This window comes from Longimicrobium sp. (assembly GCF_036399255.1).
Taxonomy (GTDB): Bacteria; Gemmatimonadota; Gemmatimonadetes; order Longimicrobiales; family Longimicrobiaceae; genus Longimicrobium.
The window spans coordinates 287,194-306,339 of the sequence record NZ_DASWNM010000016.1 but is presented as its reverse complement, the minus strand read 5'-3'; the positions used below and the strand labels follow the sequence as shown (position 1 = coordinate 306,339).

At 69.9% G+C, this 19,146-nt stretch carries 16 protein-coding genes; 9 read left to right on the top strand and 7 right to left on the bottom strand.

Going from position 1 to position 19,146, the window contains the following annotated elements; all coding sequences use genetic code 11:
* Positions 1-106 precede the first annotated feature (106 nt).
* Entirely contained in the window at positions 107-1,300 is a 1,194-nt protein-coding gene (locus VGC13_RS02495) for an acyl-CoA dehydrogenase family protein (protein ID WP_331123616.1), read from the bottom strand.
* Between the two features lie 216 nt (positions 1,301-1,516).
* Here VGC13_RS02495 and VGC13_RS02490 point away from each other — a divergent pair, with 216 nt between their 5' ends.
* The 3 genes from VGC13_RS02490 (at position 1,517) to VGC13_RS02480 (ending at position 4,480) form a co-directional block, all read left to right on the top strand.
* Positions 1,517-2,131 carry a TetR/AcrR family transcriptional regulator gene (locus VGC13_RS02490; RefSeq protein WP_331123615.1) on the top strand — a complete coding sequence of 205 codons (615 nt, stop codon included), beginning with the start codon at positions 1,517-1,519 and terminating at the stop codon, positions 2,129-2,131.
* 450 nt (positions 2,132-2,581) lie between these two features.
* The gene (locus VGC13_RS02485) at positions 2,582-3,526 is read left to right on the top strand and encodes an aldo/keto reductase (protein WP_349264172.1); all 945 of its coding nucleotides are present in this window, start codon (positions 2,582-2,584) and stop codon (positions 3,524-3,526) included.
* A gap of 102 nt (positions 3,527-3,628) precedes the next feature.
* The gene (locus VGC13_RS02480) at positions 3,629-4,480 is read left to right on the top strand and encodes an NAD-dependent protein deacetylase (protein ID WP_331123613.1); all 852 of its coding nucleotides are present in this window, start codon (positions 3,629-3,631) and stop codon (positions 4,478-4,480) included.
* Positions 4,481-5,143: 663 nt separating this feature from the next.
* On the opposite strand, the gene VGC13_RS02475 is transcribed toward VGC13_RS02480, so the two are convergent.
* On the bottom strand, positions 5,144-5,665 hold the full coding sequence (locus VGC13_RS02475) for an RICIN domain-containing protein (protein WP_331123612.1): 522 nt from the start codon (positions 5,663-5,665) through the stop codon (positions 5,144-5,146).
* A 448-nt stretch (positions 5,666-6,113) separates the two neighbouring features.
* Here VGC13_RS02475 and VGC13_RS02470 point away from each other — a divergent pair, with 448 nt between their 5' ends.
* Positions 6,114-6,314 carry a hypothetical protein gene (locus tag VGC13_RS02470; RefSeq protein ID WP_331123611.1) on the top strand — a complete coding sequence of 67 codons (201 nt, stop codon included), beginning with the start codon at positions 6,114-6,116 and terminating at the stop codon, positions 6,312-6,314.
* Between the two features lie 56 nt (positions 6,315-6,370).
* Here VGC13_RS02470 and VGC13_RS02465 read toward each other — a convergent pair whose 3' ends face one another.
* The 4 genes from VGC13_RS02465 to VGC13_RS02450 form a co-directional block, all read right to left on the bottom strand.
* Positions 6,371-6,808 (bottom strand): PaaI family thioesterase, encoded by a 438-nt coding sequence (locus VGC13_RS02465; RefSeq protein ID WP_331123610.1) that lies wholly within the window; start codon positions 6,806-6,808, stop codon positions 6,371-6,373.
* Positions 6,805-7,224: a thioesterase family protein gene (locus VGC13_RS02460; protein ID WP_331123609.1), complete on the bottom strand. Its 420-nt coding sequence runs from the start codon at positions 7,222-7,224 to the stop codon at positions 6,805-6,807. Before VGC13_RS02460 ends, VGC13_RS02465 begins: the two co-directional genes overlap by 4 nt.
* A 135-nt stretch (positions 7,225-7,359) precedes the next feature.
* Complete coding sequence (locus VGC13_RS02455) at positions 7,360-8,496, bottom strand: thiolase family protein (RefSeq protein ID WP_331123608.1); 1,137 nt, start codon at positions 8,494-8,496, stop codon at positions 7,360-7,362.
* A 151-nt stretch (positions 8,497-8,647) separates the two neighbouring features.
* The gene (locus VGC13_RS02450; protein WP_331123607.1) at positions 8,648-10,951 is read right to left on the bottom strand and encodes a 3-hydroxyacyl-CoA dehydrogenase/enoyl-CoA hydratase family protein; all 2,304 of its coding nucleotides are present in this window, start codon (positions 10,949-10,951) and stop codon (positions 8,648-8,650) included.
* A gap of 1,222 nt (positions 10,952-12,173) precedes the next feature.
* On the opposite strand from VGC13_RS02450, the gene VGC13_RS02445 reads away from it, so the two are divergent.
* The 5 genes from VGC13_RS02445 (at position 12,174) to VGC13_RS02425 (ending at position 17,333) form a co-directional block, all read left to right on the top strand.
* Positions 12,174-13,313, top strand: coding sequence for a hypothetical protein (locus tag VGC13_RS02445; RefSeq protein WP_331123606.1), 1,140 nt, complete (start codon positions 12,174-12,176; stop codon positions 13,311-13,313).
* Positions 13,314-14,443: 1,130 nt separating this feature from the next.
* Positions 14,444-15,769, top strand: a complete 1,326-nt coding sequence (locus VGC13_RS02440; protein WP_331123605.1) for a PASTA domain-containing protein — start codon at positions 14,444-14,446, stop codon at positions 15,767-15,769.
* Complete coding sequence (locus VGC13_RS02435; protein WP_331123604.1) at positions 15,769-16,419, top strand: hypothetical protein; 651 nt, start codon at positions 15,769-15,771, stop codon at positions 16,417-16,419. The genes VGC13_RS02440 and VGC13_RS02435 overlap by 1 nt, the downstream gene beginning before the upstream one ends.
* A gap of 347 nt (positions 16,420-16,766) precedes the next feature.
* Positions 16,767-16,967 carry a hypothetical protein gene (locus tag VGC13_RS02430; protein ID WP_331123603.1) on the top strand — a complete coding sequence of 67 codons (201 nt, stop codon included), beginning with the start codon at positions 16,767-16,769 and terminating at the stop codon, positions 16,965-16,967.
* Positions 16,968-17,084: 117 nt separating this feature from the next.
* The gene (locus tag VGC13_RS02425) at positions 17,085-17,333 is read left to right on the top strand and encodes a hypothetical protein (RefSeq protein ID WP_331123602.1); all 249 of its coding nucleotides are present in this window, start codon (positions 17,085-17,087) and stop codon (positions 17,331-17,333) included.
* An 86-nt stretch (positions 17,334-17,419) separates the two neighbouring features.
* Here the strand turns inward: VGC13_RS02425 and VGC13_RS02420 are convergent, their stop codons facing one another.
* Complete coding sequence (locus tag VGC13_RS02420) at positions 17,420-18,970, bottom strand: carboxypeptidase M32 (protein ID WP_331123601.1); 1,551 nt, start codon at positions 18,968-18,970, stop codon at positions 17,420-17,422.
* Between the last annotated feature and the right edge of the window lie 176 nt (positions 18,971-19,146).

The following is a 19,146-nucleotide window of genomic DNA, read 5'->3' as shown; positions in this document are numbered from 1 at the left end:
GATCGAATTCTCCCCTCTCCGTGAGGAACGAACGGGGAGGGGCCGGGGGAGGGGCACCCCGTCGGGCGCAGTTCGATGCCTGTCGCAGAGCTTCGACCCTTCCGCTTTACACGAACGCGCTGTGCCCCGTGATCGCCCGTCCGACGATCAGCGTGTTCATCTCGTTGGTGCCCTCGTAGCTGTAGATGGCCTCCGCGTCGGCGAACAGGCGGGCGGCGCCGTGCTCCAGCAGGATGCCGTTGCCGCCCATCAGGTCGCGCGCCAGGGCCACCGTCTCGCGGCACTTCGCGGCGCAGAACTGCTTGGCGAGCGCGCTGTGCTCGTCGCGCTGGGTGCCGTCTTCCTGCATGCGCGTCACCCGCAGCGCCATCCCCAGCATCGCCGTGATGTTGCCCAGCATCCCCACCAGCTTCTGCTGGATGAGCTGGAACCCCGCGATCGGCCGCCCGAACTGCTCGCGCGTGCGGGCGTACGCCATCGCGTGCTCATACGCGCCCATCGCGCACCCCACCGCCTGCCACGCCACCCCCGCGCGCCCCACGCGAAGAATGCGCGCCACGTCCTTGAAGGTGCCGGCCCCCGGCAGCCGGTCGCTCTCCGGGATGCGGCAGCCGTCCAGCGTGATGAGCCCGCTCTGCACCGTACGCTGCGCGATCTTGCCGGTGATCTTCTCCACCCGGTACGCCGGGTTCTCCGTGCGCACCAGGAACCCGTGCACCGCGCCCGGCTCTTCGCCGCGCGCCCAGATGGTCACCACGTCGGCGAAGGTGGCGTTGCCGATCCACTTCTTCTGTCCGTCCAGCACCCAGCCGTCGCCGTCGCGGCGGCAGCGCATCGTAAGCCCGCCCGCCGTCCCCGAGCCCACCTCCGGCTCCGTGAGCCCAAAGGCGCCCACCCGCTCCCACCGCCGCAGCGCCGGCAGCCACTCCGCCTTCTGCGCATCCGACCCGCAGAGCGCGATCGATCCCATGCACAGCCCCGCGTGCACGCCAAAGAAGCTGGCCGAGCCCGGGTCCACCCGCGCCATCTCCATGCTGATGACCGCGCGCGCCACGGCGGGCGGACCCGGCTCGTCGTGGTACCAGCGGTCCAGCAGGTCCATTCCGCGGAACGCGTCGCGCAGGGCGTGCGGAAACTCCTCCGCCTGCCAGCACTGGTTCACCACCGGCGCCACCACCGTCTCCATCACCCGGCGCACGGCCAGGCGGGTGGCGCTCTCCTCCTCCGTCAGCGTGCTGAACCAGCCGTAGAAATCGGGATCGATGGGCGGCGGCGGGCGGCGGGCATCGGGCGTGGCCACAGGGCGAATTCTCCGGGATGAGGAGGATGGCTCGGACAGGCGATGTACGGGACTCCTGCCGAACGATGTTCGGGCGCCAGAGTAGGATGCGTCCAGGGCGGTGCGCAACCCCTGGTCCACCGGCGGGGCGTGCGTTGACAGCGCGGCGCGCGGTTCGGCACATTGCGCGTTGAGCCGGGCTCATCCCCGCGAAGCCTCTCCCCGTTCCGTTTTCCGATGCAGCAGCAGCCCTGGACGGACACCGGCCTTCGCGCCGCCACGCTCGACACCACGCGCACCCTGCTGGTGCGCGACGGCTACGAGAACCTGTCGATGCGCAAGATCGCGCGGCAGGTGGGGTGCAGCGTAAGCAGCATCTACGAGCACTTTGCCGGCAAGGACCAGCTGGTGCACGCGCTCATCGACGAGGGGTTCCAGCGCTGGTACGAGATCGTTGCCCAGGCCGCCGAGGCGCCGGGCACGCCGGCGGAGCGGCTGGGGCTGCACTGCCGCAGGTACGTGGAGTTCGGGCTGGCGAACCGCGAGTACTACGAGATCATGTACATGCACCACCCGCGGTTCGCGGAGCGCTTTCCCCGGGAGCTGTTCCGGCGTGCCGCGCGGTCCATGGACGTGCTGTCGCAGCTGGTGCACGAAACCGCGCCGGACGCCTTCCCCAGCGCGGCGGAGGCGCGCATCCACGCGCACGTGGTGTGGGCCATCCTGCACGGCGTGGTATCGACCATCATCGCCGCGCGGCTGGACACGCGCATCGACCAGGCCGCCTACGTCGACTCGTCCATCCGCTTCGCCGTGGACGCCACGCGGCGGATGGAGGCGGCGGGGGTGTAGGCGGCAGGCATCGAACTGCGTCGGCGGGCGCCCCCTCCGGGCTCGCATTACTCGCCCACCTCCCCCAAAACTGCTGGGGGAGGTTGGGGTGGCCGAGGGATCGGGGAGCAGCGGCGGGTATCGAACTGGCGCCTGCGGGGTGCCCCTCCCCCGGCCCCTCCCCGTTCGTTCCTCACGGAGAGGGGAGAATTCGATCCCGCTTCGACAGGCTGTACTCGCATCCGCCGTCTCCGAAGCGCACCGGCAGATTCCGCGCGCGTCACCTCTCCCCCGCAGTTCGGGGGAGAGGCCGGGAGAGGGGGCGCCTGTCGGACGCAGTTCGAATCCCGCCGAAGACTCCGCCGGAACACCTCTTGCCGCCCTCCGCGCGCTTTCCATCCCGGTCCGCGGCGCCACCCGGACGGCGTTGCGGGGCCGGGATGAACACGTGGAGAGGATCAGAGGATGAGCATGGTGCGGATCGGCGCTTCGGAGCTGGAGATCTTTCCCCTGGGGCTGGGTGGCAACACGTTCGGCAACACGACGGATGAACGGGCGTCGATGGAGGTGCTGGACGCCTTCATGGCGGCCGGCGGCAACTTCATCGACACGGCGGACTCGTATTCGTACTGGAAGCCGGGCAACCAGGGCGGCGAGTCCGAGACCATCCTGGGCACGTGGATGCGCCAGCGGGGGAACCGCGGCGACGTGATTCTCGCCACCAAGGTGGGCGGGCACCCGGAGCTCAAGGGGCTGGCGCCGGATACCATCGCCCGCGCCGCGGACGAGTCGCTGCGGCGGCTGGGGACGGACCGCATCGACCTGTACTACGCCCACCACGACGATCCCGACGTGCCGGTGGCGGAGATCGCGACCGCGTTCGACGAGCTGGTGCGGGCGGGCAAGGTGCGCTACGTGGCCATCAGCAACCTGGCGCCGGAGCGCATCGACGAGTGGATGCGCCTTTCGCGCGAGAACGGGCTGGCCGTGCCCGTGGCGCTGCAGCCCCAGTACAGCCTGGTGAGCCGGCAGAAGTACGAGACCACCTTCGCGCCACTGGCGGAGCGGCACGGCCTGGCGGTGTTTCCGTACTTCGCGCTGGCCAGCGGCTTCCTGACCGGCAAGTACCGCACGCAGGCAGACCTGGAGGGCGCGGCCCGCGGCGGGGCGGTGGAGCCGTACCTGAACGCGGACGGCCTGCGGGTGGTGGATGCGCTACAGTCCATCGCCGATGCCCGGGGCGCGGCCATCGCCACGGTCGCGCTGGCGTGGGTGTTCGCGAAGCCCACGATCACGGCGCCGCTCGCCAGCGCCACGCGGCTCCCGCAGCTGGCGGAGCTGATGGCGGCGCCGGGACTCTCGCTGACCGCGGACGAGGTGGCCGCGCTGGACCGGGCGTCGCAGCCGTTCGCCTGATCGGCCGGGGATGCCGGAGACGCCGCCGCGGATGAACGTCCGCGGCGGCGCCGTGTATCGGAGGCTCGTAAACGTCACCGCCGTCCGAACTTGTGGAACCGCATGGCCGTCGTCTCTCCATCCGCCGATCCCCAGGCCCTCGAGCCGCTGCTGGACCTGCTGCGCGGCCGCCGCGCGGTGGTGCTGGCGGGGGCGGGGTGCAGCACGGAATCCGGCATCCCCGACTACCGCGGGCCGGGCTCCAAACCCCGCGCGCCCATGCAGTACGGCGAGTTCGTGCGCAGCGAGGCCGCGCGGGTGCGCTACTGGGCGCGCAGCGCGGTGGGATGGCGCCGTTTCTCGGCGGCGCGGCCCAACGCGGGGCACGTTGCCCTGGCGCAGCTGGAGGACGCGGGCGTGGTGCGGGGGATCATCACGCAGAACGTGGATGGGCTGCACCACGCCGCCGGCAGCCGCCGCGTGGTCGAGCTGCACGGCTCGCTGGCGGCCGTCCGCTGCCTGTCGTGCGCGCAGCGGGAGGCGCGGGATGCGTGGCAGGCGCGGCTGCTGGCGCTGAACGCGGACTGGTCCGCGCGGCTGACCGGCGAGGTGGAGCAGGCGCCTGACGGCGACGCGGAGCTTCCCGCGTGGGCCATGGCAAGCTTTCACGTCCCCGGCTGCACGGTGTGCGGCGGCGTCATCAAGCCGGACGTCGTGTTCTTTGGCGAGAACGTGCCCAAGGAGTGGGTGGAGGATGCCTGGAGCCTGTTCGGCGAGGCGGACGTGCTGCTGGTGGCGGGCTCGTCGCTGACGGTGTACTCGGGCCGGCGCTTCATCTACCGCGCGCAGCAGGACGGCGTGCCCATCGGCATCATCAACATCGGCCCCACCCGCGCGGACGAGATGGCCGCCGTCAAGGTGGAGGGCCCGCTGGGCACCATCCTCCCGCGGCTCGCCGAGGCGCTCAGAGGATAGCCGGCATCGTGAAGGATTGGAACGCCCCGCCCGGAAGCTCCGGGCGGGGCGTTGCTGTTCTCGCGATCTGACTTCCTGATACGAAATCCGCGGGAACCACCTGTCATTCTGAGGGAGCGCCAACCCCGAATTTCCGGGAAAACCCTGGAGCCGGTTGGCGCGACCGAAGAATCTCCCTCCCCTCGCGCGGAACCCCTTCCCGGGCATCGCCCGGGAATTCTGCGTAGCCACGAGATCCTGCCGTCCAGCCCCTGGGGCCTTTCATCCAGTCCCCCGGTTCTGTCGGCGAGATCCTTCGGTCGCGCGCACGCGGCTGCGCGGCTTCAGGTTCCTCGTGTGCGCTCCCCTCAGAGGGTGTTGCCAAACCTCCCAGTGTGATTGACTTCCTGAGGGAGGCGCCGCCCCGCAACTCGCTTGTACACTGCACCTTGGCGCCGACCGAAGGACCTCGCCAGCAGAACGAAGGGGCTGGTCCCGTGCCCTGATCTGGCCCCTGCGCCACCGAGACGAGGTCCTTCGGTCGCGCGCAACCTGTAGTGTGACTTCTGGTTACATGTTATGCGCTCCCTCAGGAAGTCACCGTTTCGTTATGGATTTGAGGTTTGGCAACACCCTCTCAGGAGGTCACGTCTGAGAAAGCCAGCGTGCAGCGCGACGGGAGCCTTACTGCGCCGTCCAGCGCTGGTTCGCGGGCGGGCTGTTGGGGTTGCACGCGGCCATCACCAGCTGCGTGCCGTTGGTTCCGCTGTTCAGCGCGATGCAGTTGCCGCTGCCGCCCAGCCACTGGCCGCTGGCCAGGTAGTACCAGTGCTGGCTGTCACCCGGGCCGGTGAGCGGGCGGCAGGGCCAGATCTTGACCGGCGAGCCCACGCTGCCGTTGGTGGGATAGTAGTCCATGCACATCTGGTAGCCGCGCGGTCCCGTCTGCCCGTTCTGCACCTTGACGTGCCCGTCGCTCTGCCGCTCGAACTTCTGGTTCACCGAGTTCTGGCAGACGTACCCGTCGATGTGGTTCCCGTCGGCCAGGCTGCCCTGGTACACGTCCATGCACTGGTTGGTGTACTGCTGGTTCCTGAAGCTGTAGTACGTGAATTCCGTGCTCCGGGGGAGCCCCACGAAGGCGGTCAGGCCGGCCACGGCGGCAATGCCGAAGAGGGCTGCGGCGGTACGGCGGCGAATCTGCATGAAGGCGGCTCCTGGGGATGGTGGAAAGGACGCACACGGCGGGTCGCAGGCCGCGGCGAAAGGCAGTGTAAACGCTTGCAAGTGCGTTTACAAGTATCAGATCGTATCATCCCTTATCCCGAACAATTCTGCGGCCTTCACGCACCGCCGGCCCCGCGGGAGCAGCATCTTTTTTGTGGATTTCAGTGGCGCCCCCCTGGCGACGTGAGGGGGCGAAGACCCAGTCCCCCCTCTGCCGTCTCCCGGCCGTACCGCATTAGTGCTATTCCGCCGATGAGGGCGCGGTAAGCCCCTCGGCGACGATGTGGATGAGGCTGTGGGCAACCCAGCCGGGATCGCCGCAGGAACTGGGCGCTTAACAAATAAATCCTTCTCATTTGGCGGCGCCTGCTTAGATTGAACACCAATCTTTCGTTTCATTGCTACTCATCAGGATAAGGAGATTACGATGAAGATCAGCCATTACCAATTGGAATGGCACGTGGGCAACAATGAGGGGCGGATCAAGGTGAGTGCTGGTGGCAAGGCAGAAACGGTCCCTGTCAACTCCGTCGAGGAATTTATTGCCGTTGCGCTTGTCTTGGGAAAACCAGATGTCGAACTGGACAGCGGTGTCTTGAAAGCAGGGCCGCTGCCGGTCGGTAGCTGACAATTGTATTGGGCCGGCTATCGTGGCGGCCGGCCCAGCTTCGCTGTTTATCTGGGCTAGTCCGCAGAAGGCGGGGCGGTAAGGCCCTCGGCAAAGATGCGGAACGAGGCGGTGGCGAGGGCCAGCAGCTCGCCGGCTTCGTCGTGCACGCGGGCCTCGGCGGTGGCGGTCCTGCCGGTGCGGTGCACCACCTCGGCCGTGCAGACCAGCCGCCCGCCCCGCGCCGCGCCGACGAAGTGCAGGTTCATCTGCGTGGTGGCGCCGCGCAGCCCCAGCGACGCCACGCCGGCCGCCATGGTGGTGTCGATGAGCGTGGCGTGCAGTCCGCCGTGCACCGTCCCCATCCCGTTGTGGTGCATGGCGGTGTCCACGTCGATGGAGCACACCGCTCCGCCCGCGCGCACCTCGTCCACGCGCAGCCCCACATGGCTCGCGAACTCCACCTGCGTCTCGAAGTAGCGCCTGACCATCTCCCGCACGTCCGCCTGGCTCATCCCGTCCCTTGGTCCGTGGTTGAAAAAGCGGCGCGCACCTCCGCCGGCACGCGCCGCGGCCGCCCCGTGGCGACGTCGACGGGGCACCAGAGGGTGCGCGCCCGCGCCAGCACCGTCCCGTCCCCCCGCACGATGGTCGTATGGCGCGCGTAGCGGATCGCCTGCGCCTCGCCGATCCAGGTGCGGGCGCGCACCTGGTCGCCGGGGCGGGCGGGGTGCAGGTAGTCGATCTCGTGGCGCAGCACCACCCACGTCATGGCCGCCTGCGCGTCCGCCGGGGCCACGGCGTGCCAGTGCGCCAGCGCGACCTCCTGCACCCAGCGCACGTAGACGATGTTGTTCACGTGCCCCATCCCGTCCACGTCTTCGGGATGGATCTGCACCGTGATCTCGAACGGCTCGGCCTCCGTCGCCATCAGGCATCCTCGTTCAGGAAAGAACGGAGTGGAGGTACAGAGGAACAGAGAAATGCCAGAGGAACAGAGGAAAACGGCATGGTGTCGTCCTCTGCTCCTCTGGCTCTTCTCCGTTCCTCTGTACCCCCCAATCTGTTACGCGCCGTACACTTCGAAGATGCCGGCCGCGCCCATCCCGCCGCCCACGCACATGGTGACGAGGCCCATGCCGCCGCCGCGGCGGCGAAGCTCGTGGATGAGCTGCGTGCCCAGCTTGGCGCCGGTCGCGCCCAGCGGGTGGCCCAGGGCGATGGCGCCGCCGTTGACGTTGGTCTTTTCCTCGGGCATGTCGATGTCCCGCATCACCGCCAGCACCTGCGCGGCAAAGGCCTCGTTGAACTCGATGAGGTCCATGTCGCCCATCGTCATCCCCGTGCGCTTGAAGGCGTTGGGCACGGCCAGCGCCGGCGCGATCCCCATGATCTCCGGCGCCACCCCCGACGTGCCGTATCCCACGAAGCGCGCCAGGATCGGCAGCCCCAGCGCCTCGGCCTTCTCCCGGCTGGTGAGCACCAGCGCGCCCGCGCCGTCGCTGTAGGGCGACGCGTTGCCGGCCGTCACCGTGCCCGTGGCCTTGAAGGCCGGCTTGAGCGAGGAGAGCTTCTCCAGCGAGGTGTCGGGCCGCACCAGCTCGTCGCGGCGAAAGGGTTCGCCGCCGTTCACCGCGATGGGGACGATCTCGGCGTCGAAGCGGCCCTCCGCCAGCGCCGCGGCCGCGCGCTGATGGCTGCGCAGCGCCCAGGCGTCCTGGTCCTCGCGGCTCACCTTCCAGCGCTCCGCCACGTTCTCGGCGGTAAAGCCCATCCCGATGTACGCCTCGGTCATCTCGGGGTGCAGCTCCTTGTGGTGGCCGCCCATGGGAATGCGGCTCATCATCTCCACCCCGCCCGCGACGACCGTATCCGCCATCCCCGTCATGATGCTGGCCGCCGCCATGGCGATGGTCTGCAGCCCGGACGAGCAGAAGCGGTTGACGGTGGTCCCCGCCACCTCGTACGGAAAGCCGGCACGCAGCACGGCCAGGCGCGCCACGTTGGCGCCCTGCGCGCCCTCGGGGCTGGCGCACCCCAGCATCACGTCGCACACGTCCTTGCCCTGCAGCCCCGCGGCCTCCACGGCGGCCTTGATGACCTCCGCCGCCAGGTCCACGGGATGGACGTTGGCCAGCGAGCCGTCCCCCTTGCCCTTTGCCACGCCGCTGCGGACGGCGCTTACGATGACTGCTTCGTGCATATGGGTTCCTGCTTTCAGATTCAGGTTTCGGTGCAGGAGATCAGGTCAAGTGTCTAGTACCTAGTGCCAAGTACCTGGTAAACAGACCGGTTCTGCACTCACCAAACTCGGTACTCGGTACCCGGTACTCCGGCACTTGGCACTCGACCCTTCAGTTCCTCAACGTCTTCCCAGTCTTGAGCGTGTACTCGATCCGCTCCTGCGTCTTTTCCGTGCCCAGCAGCCGAAGGAAGCCTTCGCGCTCAAGATCCAGCACGTCCTGCTCCGTCACCTGCCGGGGCGGGCCGTCGCCGCCGCACAGCACCTTGGCGATCTCGGTGGCGATCAGCACCTCGTGGTCGCTGATCTGCCCCGCCTCGTGCAGCGACCACACGCCGTAGCGCAGGTTGCCGATGGCGCGGTTGCCCAGCGCGTTGATGACCCGCGGCGGCGGCGGCGCGTAGCCGGGTGCCAGGTCCAGCACCCGCAGCTTGGCGTCGCCGATCAGGTGGTCGCGGTTCATGCTGATGCGGTCGGCCTCGCGGAGGAAGCCCAGCTTCTTTGCCTCCAGCCCGCTCGTGCTCGTCGTGGCCATGGCGATCATGCCGAACGCGCGGCGCACCGCCTCGAACAGGTCCGCCTCCTCGTACGACTGCAGCTCGGAGGTGAAGCGGAAGAGCAGCTCCTTGGTGCCGCCGCCGCCCGGGAGCAGGCCCACGCCGGTCTCTACGAGGCCGATGTACGTTTCCGCGTGCACCTGGACGCGGTCGGCGTGCAGCGTGATCTCCGCGCCGCCGCCCAGCGTAAGCCCGAACGGCGCCACGACGACGGGGAAGGGGGCCTTTCGCAGGCTCGTCGTCGCCGTCTGGAATGCGCGCACCGAGGCGTCGAGCTCGTCCCAGCGCCCCTCGCGCGCGGCGCCGAGCGTGGCGACGAGATTCGCGCCCGCGCTGAAGGCCCGCGGGTCTTCGTGGCTGATGACGAGCCCCGCGCGGTTTTCGCGATCCACGCGCTCCAGGGCCGTGGCGATCATCCGGATCACGCCTTCGCCCAGCGTGCCCATCTTGCTCCGGAACTCCAGCAGCGCCACGCCGTCGCCCAGGTCCAGCAGCGCCGCTTCGGCGTTCTCCTCCAGCACCCCGCCCGCGCGCCGGACGGCGGCGAGGGAGACGACGCCCTCCGCCTCCGGCAGCGTCTGCCGCGAGCCGTCGAAGGCCAGAAAGGTGCGCCCGTCCTCGCTGTAGAAGCGGTCGCCGGCCTGCCGCAGCAGCTCCGGCTCGTCCAGCCCCTCCGCCGCGATCGTCTGGCGCACCACGTCCAGCCCCACGGCGTCCATCTGCCGGAACGGGCCCTGCTCCATCGCGAAGCCCCACTCCAGCGCGCGATCGACGCCCACGATGTCGTACGCCAGCTCCGGCGCCTTCGTAAGCGCGTAGTGCCAGGCGCGCGCGAACTGCGCCCGGGCGAACGCGCCGTACTTGCCCGGCAGCTGCAGCACGCCGCGCACGCGCTCCGGCAGCGGCTTCTTCGCGATCTCGGCCACGCCGGGGATCTCGGGCTTTTCCTGCGGCCGGTACTCGCCCGTCTTCCAGTCCAGCGTCTGGATCTGCTTGCCCTGCTTGCTGTAGAACCCCGCACCCGTCTTTTCGCCCAGCCGCCCCTGGTCGACGAGATCGAGCGCCCACTGCGGCATGGTGAAGTCTTCGCCCGTGGCCTCGGCCAGCCCGCCGCGCACGTGCTTCAGCACGTCCAGGCCGCTGAGGTCGGCGGTGCGGAAGGTGGCGCTCTTGGGGCGGCCGGTAAGGGGGCCGTTCAGCGTGTCGACCTCGTCGATGGTCAGGTCGTGCTCCTGCATCAGCCGCATGGTCTGCACGCTGCCGTACACGCCCAGCCGGTTGGCGATGAAGCCGGGGACGTCCTTGGCCAGCACCACGCCCTTGCCCATCATCCGCTCCCCGAACGCCGTGAGCGCCGCCAGCGCCTGGGGCGAGGTTTCGGGGGTGGGGATGATCTCCAGCAGCCGCAGGTAGCGCGGCGGATTGAAGAAGTGCGTGCCCAGAAAGCGCCTGCGGAAGCTTTCGCCGCGCCCCTGCACCAGCACCGACATGGGGATGCCGGACGTGTTGGTGGTGACCAGCGCGTGCTCGGGAAGGATCTTCTCCAGCCGCTCGTACAGCGCCTGCTTGGGGCCGGGCTGCTCGATGATGGCTTCCACCACCCAGTCGCAGTCCGCCAGCAGCTCCACGTCGTCCTCGGTGTTGCCGGTCTGGATCAGGCGGATGCGGTCGGGGTCCATGAACGCCGCCGGCTTCGATTTGGCGATGCGCTCCAGCCCCTTCTTCGCCGGCCCGCCGCGGTCGCCGTCTTCTCCGGGGATGTCCAGCAGCACCACCGGCACCCCGGCGCTGGCGGCCAGCGCCGCGATCCCCGCGCCCATCGTTCCCGCGCCCACGACCCCGATCTTTCGGATTCGCATACGTCCCCCGGTTGGGTTGATCCCACGGCCTTCGCTCGCCATCCATCCGAACGCCGTTCGGGGAGACTAGAGAGCAGAGGGAAGGGTGTCAACTTGAGTGCCGCTCATCAACCACGGCGCGCCTACGGGGTTCGAGCTGCGTCGGCGGGTGGCCCCTCCCCCGGCCCCTCCCCGCTCGTTCCTCGCGGAGAGGGGCGAATTCGGTGGCTCGGCGAAAGAGATCTCGCTGCGCCGGAAGGGCGCCCCCTCCGGGCTCGCATTACTCGCCCACCTCCCCCAAAACTGCTGGGGGAGGTTGGGGTAGCCGCCGGATTGGGGCTCGGCGACGGGCATCGCACTGGCGCCCGACGGGGTGCCCCTCCCCCGGCCCCTCCCCGTTCGTTCCTCGCGGAGAGGGGCGAATTCGGTGGCTCGGCGAAAGAGATCTCGCTGCGCCGGAAGGGCGCCCCCTCCGAGCTCGCATTACTCGCCCACCTCCCCCAAAACTGCTGGGGGAGGTTGGGTGGGGCTGAGGGCAGTGGCTCGGCGAATGGGTCCGGGCTGCGACCGGCCGGTGCCCCTCCCCCGACCCCTCCCCGCTCGTTCCTCGCGGAGAGGGGAGAATTCGGCGGCGCTGCGGACACCCTTTCGGGCACGTCCGCGGGCGCCCCCTCCGGCTCGCTTAGGCTCGCCACCTCCCCCAAAACTGCTGGGGGAGGTTGGGGATGCCGATGGGACCGAAGCGCGACGAACAGCATTGAGCTGCGTCCGACAAGGCCCCCTCTCCCCCGGCCCTCTACCCTGCGGAGCGCCCCGCGGAGCGGGAGAAAGGCGAGGACTCGATCCCGCTCCGGAATGTGCGTCTCGCGTTCAACCTCCCCCGGCAGTTTCGGGGGAGGTGGGCGAGTAATGCGAGCCCGGAGGGGGCGCCCCGCCCACGCGCCGAAACCTGCAGAAGACGCACTGGAGGCATTCGCGACGTTTATACCCTCTCCCACTCGTGGGAGAGGGTGCGAGCCTGAGCGAGCGGGTGCGGGCCCGCCCGTTTCGTCCCCCTGTCCGTTTCTGCACTCGCCGCCTATCTTCTGCCCGCGGCATCGGTGGCGGCGGCACTCTGCGCGCGTGCACCGCTCCCGATCCACCGATTGCCGGACTGCACCGTTCCCTCCGGCGCGCGATGGATGCCTGGATCGCGCGGCCGTACCCGACCCTGATCCACCTTCCCCATCCACGGATGCGACCCATGAACACCCTCCGTATCGCGGCGGCTGGCGCTCTGCTGGCGTGTACGCTCTCCACGCCCGCGCACGCGCAGCCGGGCTCGTTCCCCACGCTGCGCATTGGCCAGAGCGTCTCGGGCACGCTCAGCGAGAGCGACCCGGCGATGTACGAGCGCGGGCGCTTCAAGGTCTACCAGTTCCAGGCCTCGCCCGGGCGGCGGTACATCGCCACGCTGGAGTCCGGCGACTTCGACGCCTACCTGACGGTGGCGCGCACGGTGGGCGGCGTTACGGACCACATGCTGGTCAACGACGACGGGATGGGCGAGGGCACCAGCTCGCGCCTGCGCTTTACCGTGCCCGCGGCCGGCACGTACCTGGTCCTGGCCCAGTCGCTGGCCGAGGAGGGCACCGGCGCCTTTACGCTGCGGCTGGACACCGCAACCATCCGCCCGCCGCGGGTGCAGAGCCTTACGGTGGGCACCCCCGTGCAGGGCGCCCTTTCGGAGGACGACGCCGAGTACGACGGCGAAGAGGGAGCCGAGGGCTTCTACGACCTGTACCGCTTCCGCGGCACCGCGGGACAGCGCATCCGGCTGCGGATGGCGGCTGGCGAATACTTTCCCACGGTGGAACTGGGGACCATGCAGGGCGGCGAGTTCACGCCCATGGAGGACGTGACCGTCGGCATGGACGGCGCGCTGACCGCCACCCTTCCCACGGCGGGCGAGTACTACGTGCGCGCCGGCGCGTACGGCGGCGTCACCAGCGACTACACGCTCACGGCGGAGGAGCGCGCCCCCGCGGCCGCGCCGCGCATGATCCCCATCCGCGGCGGGGCCAGCGTCCAGGGCGAGCTGCAGGACGGCGACGCCGAGCTGGAAGACGGCCGCCTGTACGACGCGTACGTCTACACCGCCCGTGCGGGTGAGCGCGTGCGCGTGGACCTGCGCGCCGAGGACTTCGACGCGTTCGTCATCGTGGGGCGGATGGTGGACGGCGTGTTCCAGGAGATCGCCAGCAACGACGACGCCGAAGACGGCGAGGGGCTGGACTCCGCGCTGGAGGTGGAGCTCGAGGAGGCCGGCGAATACGTGATCCAGACCACGTCGTTCTCCGCCGGCGCCCAGGGCGGCTACCAGCTGAGCGTTTCGACGCCCTGACGGGGGATTGCCGGCTTCTCGGCGCGTTGGCTTCCTGAGAGTGTGTCTAAGAATCCGACGCTGCGCATCCAGGCAGATCCACCAGCGCTGTCATTCCGAGGCCCGGCCACGCCGTAGCCTGCCTTCACACCAGAGGTTGCAGGGCCGAGGAATCTACTGTCGGATTGCTGGAGGGCAGACGCGGTAGCCCGTGCCTGCTTCGCGGCTACGACACGGGTGGACAGGGCCAGTGCCGGAGCGGTGCAGCGGGGCACCAGCAGCAGACAGTAGATTTCTCAGTCGGCGCGCAGGATTTCGTGCGAGCCGATGGTGCGTGTGGCGCCTCCTTCGAAATGACATCCGGGCGCGAGCGCAGGGATTCTTAAACACCCTCTGAGGGAGGCGCCGCTCCGTAACCTGCTCGTACGAAAGACTTCGGCGCCGACCGAAGGATCTCGCCGGCAGAACGACGGGGCTGGTCCCAGGCCCTGATCTGGCCCCTGCGCCACCGAGACGAGGTCCTTCGGTCGCGCGCAGGTGGTTGTGTGGAATCGGGGTACACGTGGTGCGCTCCCTCAGGAAGTCATCGTTTCCTTGTGAGTTTGGGTTGGCAACACCCTCTGAGGGAGGCGCCGCTCCGTGACCTGCTCGTACGAAAGACTTTGGCGCCGACGGAAGGATCTCGCCGGCAGAGCCGCGGGGCTGGCTTCACGTCCTGAGTCCGGCTCCTCGCCAGCCGAGAGCAGGTCCTTCGGTCGCGCGCAATCGGTTGTGTAGCTTCTGGATACACGTGGTGTGCTCCCTCAGGAAGTCGATCGCCGTTGATGGTTGAGTGGTTGGGCTGCACGGCGTGACGGGAGGGAAGATGCGAAGCGCCCCGTCCGGAGATCCGGGCGGGGCGCTTTGGCGTTCGGATCTGAAGCAACTGGATGTAGCAGATCCGGATGCGTCACCGCAGCGACGGGCGTGTGCCTTTTCGTTGCGGCCTCGGCAGATGCGAGATTCGTTGCGTCGCTGGCGGGCCGTGATTATCGTGCGTTTCCTGACGCGCTGGCCCGGCTGATCATCCGCTGGTCTGGCTCCGCTCCACCCGCGGCTTTCCCCGCCGCGGAATTCCCACGCTGCTTTCCCCAATATCGCGGAGGAGGGCCTTGCCCACACCGATCCGCATCTTCCATCCCGCCGCGCTCCTGCTGGCGCTGCTGTGCGCGGCGCCGGGCGTGCTGCGCGCGCAGACCTCCGTTCCCGCCCCGAACTCCGGCTCCACCTCCGTGGTCCCCGACCTGGTGGGCCGCAGCGTGGAAGAGGCGCGGGCGCTGCTCGCGCGGCAGAAGCTGGACGTCGGCACGGTGCAGGAGGTGGAGTCGGACGCCGAGCCCGGCACCATCGTGCGGCAGCGGCCCGCGGCGGGCACGACGGTGGCGCCCGGCTCGTCGGTGCCGCTGTGGCTGGCGGTGCCGCGCACCCAGCGCATGACGGTGATGCCGGAGGTGATGGGGCTGCCGCCGGAGCGCGCCATCCTGGTGCTGCGCATCGCCGGTCTGCGCCAGGGCGCGATGCGGGGCCTGCGGATCGGGCAATCCAACCGGGTGATCGGCCACACCTTCAAGGTGGGGGAGCGGGTGCCCGCCAACTCGGTGGTGGACCTGGAGTTCGGCGCGCCGCCCGCGCCGCCGGTCGCCACCCGCCCGGACCCGCCGCGCCCCGGGCCCCGGCGCGACACGCTGCGCATCGCCGCGCGGCCGGCGTCGCCGCCGGTCGTGACGCGTCCGGAGCCACCGCCCGCCACCCGGCCGCAGCCGCCGCGCGTCCCGCCCAGGCCCACACCGCCGCCCGTCACGCGGCCGGACACGCCGCGCGTCGCCGCCCCGCTGGACACGCCGCGCACGGCGGTGGCGCGGGTGGATTCGGGCGCGGTGCCGGACGTGCGGACGCTGGACTTGCCCGCGGCGCGCGTGGCGCTGGAGGGGGCCGGGCTGGCCGCGGCGTTCGATCCCGCGCTCGCCGACAGCGCCGCGTGGACGGTCGCCACGCAGACGCCGGCGGCGGGCGCGCGGGTTCCCGTGGGATCGCCGGTGCAGCTGGCCCTGGTGGCGCCCGCGACTCCCGCGGTGGCGGTGGTGCCGCCGGTCGTGCCGCCGGTGGCGGGCTCGCGGCAGCCGGCGGGTCCCGCCGCGCCGCCCCCGCCGCCCGCCGCGGATGACGGAGCGGGGCGCTCGAAGCTGTGGATCCTGCTGGCGGCGGTGCTGCTGATCGTGGCTGGCGCGGCGGGCGCGCAGCGGATGCGCGCGCGGCGCGCGGTGCCCCCCATCCCCGGCGTGCGCGTGGGGCTGCGGACGGACGTGCAGCCGCGCGCGACCCTCAGCGGCTCGCCGCTGGGACTGCCGCGGCTGAGACTGCGGATGAAGAACGGGGTGCCGGTGGCCGGCATCGCCACGAACGGTGCCTTCTTCCGCTCGAAAGGAGGCGGCGGCTGATGGAGGAGAACGTATCGCTGGCCCAGGTCCTGGAGTTCGACCAGCGGATCGAGGAGCCGCTGCGGGAGCACCTGCGAAAGGTCGCGGAGACGTGGCACCTGCCGGCGGACCGGTTGCGCGCGTCCGCCGTGGGGCAGGTGGTGGACCGCATCCGCCAGGTGCTTTCGACGCCGTTCCACAAGATCCTGGCGGCGGCGTGGCGCCAGCATCCGGAGGTGCGCGCCTACTGCGATCCGGTGGAGTATCCCCCCGATGAATCGCACACGCTGGAGCTGGCGAAGCACGAGGTGGGGTGGACGTGCGAGCCGGCGGTGGAGCTGCTGGCCGACGGGCTTTCCGCCACGGGTGTCGGACCGCTGGCGGCGCTGAGCTTCGACGTGCGCGTGGACACCGGGATCCGCGCGGGGCTGCTCACCATCCGGGGCGGGCGGTTCATCCAGATGGAGACGGCGGAATTGGTCGTGTGCGCCGCGCTCAAGGTGGAGGACTTCACCATCACCCGCTACGAGCTGCCCGTCATGCTTCCCGGCACCCTGCGCTTTGGTGCCGAGGGCGAGCCCATTTGCCCCGCCGCCAAGCCCGACGAGGCGGCGGCGCCCGCGGTACGGCAGGTGTCCGTGCCGGCGATTGCGGGTACGGCGGGGGTGTGAGAGCCGGGCAGGGGAGGGGTGGATGAGTGGAGCGCGATGGGCGGGAATGATGAGCGGGTGAACCCGCTGCTGGGAAAGCGATAAGCCCCGTCTCGGCTCGCTGGCGCTCGCCGAACGGGGCTTCACCTGCTCGTGATCCTCATCTCACGCCAACCCTTTGATTTCCTGAGAGGATCGGTGCGTCGCGGGGATGCGTGTGCGATGTGGGTGAATTGTGGCGGAATAGGCGGATTGAGACTATCTTTCAGCTACACCCCACATTACGGCGCCGGCGACACGCGTTGCGACGCGCATCGTGCCGCATCCGCGGCGGGTCACCGGCTCACATCGCACGGGAGAAAGAACGCATGCGCAAGATCCGCCTCAGCATCGACGACCTGGCCGTGGCGTCGTTCAACACGGACGGCCGCGGAGAGAAGGACGCAGGCACCGTGCACGGGCACGCCACCCTGGCCGTCGACGGCTGCCCCAACCTCTCCCGTGGCACGTGCTTCCAGAGCTGCGGCATGACCAACGGCTACCAGTACTGCATCGAGCCCTACTGCTGATGGACGGCGGGGAGGGCGAAACACACCTCCTCCCTGCCATCCCGAATGCTTCCTGGCCTGAGCCCCAGCCGGCCGGCCATCACCGAAGCCAGCTCACGACGGGGAGGAGAACCTACCATGCGCAAGATCAGTCTCAGCATCGAAGACCTGGCGGTAGAGTCGTTCGACACCACGAAGGCGAGGGCAACGAAGATCGGCACGGTGCACGGACACGATGACGACTCCGGAGAGAACTCGGAGTATTCCAACTGTGCCACGTGCCTGGAGGGCTGCCCCCGCGACACCATGACGTGTTTTGGAAGCTGCCGGAACTCCCAGTACTATCCTGGAGGCCCCTGCCAGCCTTACATCGACGCCAACTGCTGACGAGTTCGTAGTGGTGCTCGGTGAGACGAAGCGCCCCGCCGGCAGAGTGCCGGCGGGGCGCGTCGTCGTTCATCCACCGAGCGTGCCTACAGGCCGTAGATCGGGCGCAGCTTGCCTTGCAGGTAGCGCAGCAGCGGCTCGTGCGTCAGCGGGCGGCCGGTGGCGCGCTCGCAGAGCTCGGGGGCGGTGTAGCGGCGGCCGTGGGCGTGCACGTTGGTGCGCAGCCACGCCAGCAGCCCGCCGAACTCGCCCCGGCGAAGCTGGTCGTCCAGGTCCGCCAGGTCGCCGCTCAGCGCGTCCCACAGCTGCGCCGCGTACAGGTTGCCCAGCGTGTACGTGGGAAAGTATCCGATGGCGCCCATGGACCAGTGGATGTCCTGCAGCACGCCCTCCTTGTGGCCCGGCACCTCCAGCCCCAGGTCCGCGCGCACGCGCTCGTTCCACGCGCCGGGGAGGTCCGCCACGGCCAGGTCGCCCTTGAGCATGGCGCGCTCCAGGTCGTAGCGCAGCATGATGTGCAGGTTGTACGTGGCCTCGTCGCTCTCGATGCGGATCAGGTTGGGCTCCACCCGGTTCAGCCCGCGGTAGACGGTGTCCACGTCCAGCCGCGCCACGGCGGGGTCGGATACCTGTCGCTGCAGCTCGGGAAGCGCCCACTCCCAGAAGGGCCGGCCGCGCCCCACCAGGTTCTCCCACATCCGCGACTGGCTTTCGTGGATGCCCATGCTGGCCGCCTCCGCCAGCGGCTGGCCAAAGCGCTGGGCCTTGGGCAGCCCCTGCTCGTACAGGCCGTGCCCCGTCTCGTGCATGGTCCCGTGCAGCGCGCTCAGCAGCTGCGTGGCGTCGTAGCGCGTGGTGAGCCGCGTGTCGCCCGGGCCGGCGCTCTCGCAGAAGGGGTGGGTGGATACGTCCAGCCGCCCGCCGTTGAAGTCGAAGCCCATCCGCTCCACCACGCCGCGGTTGAACGCCACCTGCGCGTCCATCGCCAGCGGGATGTTCATCCACGCCGCGTCCGGCGGGCTTCCGCTCTCGCGCAGCTCGCGGATCAGCGGCACCAGCCCGGCCCGCAGCTCGCCGAAGACGCGGTCCAGCTCCGCCGCGCGCATGCCGGGCTCGAAGTTCTCGAGCAGCGCGTCGTACAGCTCGCCGCCTTCGGGCACGCCCAGCGCCTCCGCCGTGGTGCGGTTGAGGCCCACCAGCCGCTCCAGCCACGGCGCGAACGCCGCGAAGTCGCCCTTCTCGCGCGCTTCGCGCCAGCGGTGCATGGAAAGCGTGCTCACCTCCGCCATCTCGCGCACCAGCTCCGTGGGCAGCCTGGTCACGCGGTCGTAGTCGCGGCGCAGGTTGCGCAGGTTGGCCGCGGCGTCCGGGTCGGCCATCGTCTCCGCGTCCGCCTCGCACTGCGCGATCAGGTCGCCCATGCGCGGCGAGGTGCGGCGCTCGTGCATCAGCGTGGAGAGCATGGCCGCCTGCTCGCCGCGCAGCTCGGCGGCGGCGGGCGGCATCATCACCTCCTGGTCCCACCCCAGCGTGGCGTTGATGGAGGTAAGGACCGCCAGCTCGCGCAGCTCCGCCAGGAGCCGCGCGTACGGCGTGTTCGCGTCGGGGATCGCGTCGGTGTTGGATGGATCGGGCATGTCGGTGGGTTCCGGCGCTGGATTTCGGATTCGGATCGGGATTCGCCGCGTGCCGGGGGGGATGATGCCCGATCGTGCTTCCGATCGGGCAGCGTGCCTTCCGCGGCAAGGGCGAATGAATTCGCTGCAACAAACACACAAAGTCCGCCTTCGCGGACAGGCGGCTGCACGGCGCA

Excerpts from the sequence above, each read along its gene's own strand:
- VGC13_RS02490 (WP_331123615.1), top strand. The coding sequence starts at position 1,517 with ATGCAGCAGCAGCCCTGGACGGACACCGGCCTTCGCGCCGCCACGCTC.
- VGC13_RS02485 (WP_349264172.1), top strand. The coding sequence starts at position 2,582 with ATGGTGCGGATCGGCGCTTCGGAGCTGGAGATCTTTCCCCTGGGGCTG.
- VGC13_RS02480 (WP_331123613.1), top strand. The coding sequence starts at position 3,629 with ATGGCCGTCGTCTCTCCATCCGCCGATCCCCAGGCCCTCGAGCCGCTG.
- VGC13_RS02475 (WP_331123612.1), bottom strand. The coding sequence starts at position 5,665 with ATGCAGATTCGCCGCCGTACCGCCGCAGCCCTCTTCGGCATTGCCGCC.
- VGC13_RS02470 (WP_331123611.1), top strand. The coding sequence starts at position 6,114 with ATGAAGATCAGCCATTACCAATTGGAATGGCACGTGGGCAACAATGAG.
- VGC13_RS02465 (WP_331123610.1), bottom strand. The coding sequence starts at position 6,808 with ATGAGCCAGGCGGACGTGCGGGAGATGGTCAGGCGCTACTTCGAGACG.
- VGC13_RS02460 (WP_331123609.1), bottom strand. The coding sequence starts at position 7,224 with ATGGCGACGGAGGCCGAGCCGTTCGAGATCACGGTGCAGATCCATCCC.
- VGC13_RS02455 (WP_331123608.1), bottom strand. The coding sequence starts at position 8,496 with ATGCACGAAGCAGTCATCGTAAGCGCCGTCCGCAGCGGCGTGGCAAAG.
- VGC13_RS02450 (WP_331123607.1), bottom strand. The coding sequence starts at position 10,951 with ATGCGAATCCGAAAGATCGGGGTCGTGGGCGCGGGAACGATGGGCGCG.
- VGC13_RS02445 (WP_331123606.1), top strand. The coding sequence starts at position 12,174 with ATGAACACCCTCCGTATCGCGGCGGCTGGCGCTCTGCTGGCGTGTACG.
- VGC13_RS02435 (WP_331123604.1), top strand. The coding sequence starts at position 15,769 with ATGGAGGAGAACGTATCGCTGGCCCAGGTCCTGGAGTTCGACCAGCGG.
- VGC13_RS02430 (WP_331123603.1), top strand. The coding sequence starts at position 16,767 with ATGCGCAAGATCCGCCTCAGCATCGACGACCTGGCCGTGGCGTCGTTC.
- VGC13_RS02425 (WP_331123602.1), top strand. The coding sequence starts at position 17,085 with ATGCGCAAGATCAGTCTCAGCATCGAAGACCTGGCGGTAGAGTCGTTC.
- VGC13_RS02420 (WP_331123601.1), bottom strand. The coding sequence starts at position 18,970 with ATGCCCGATCCATCCAACACCGACGCGATCCCCGACGCGAACACGCCG.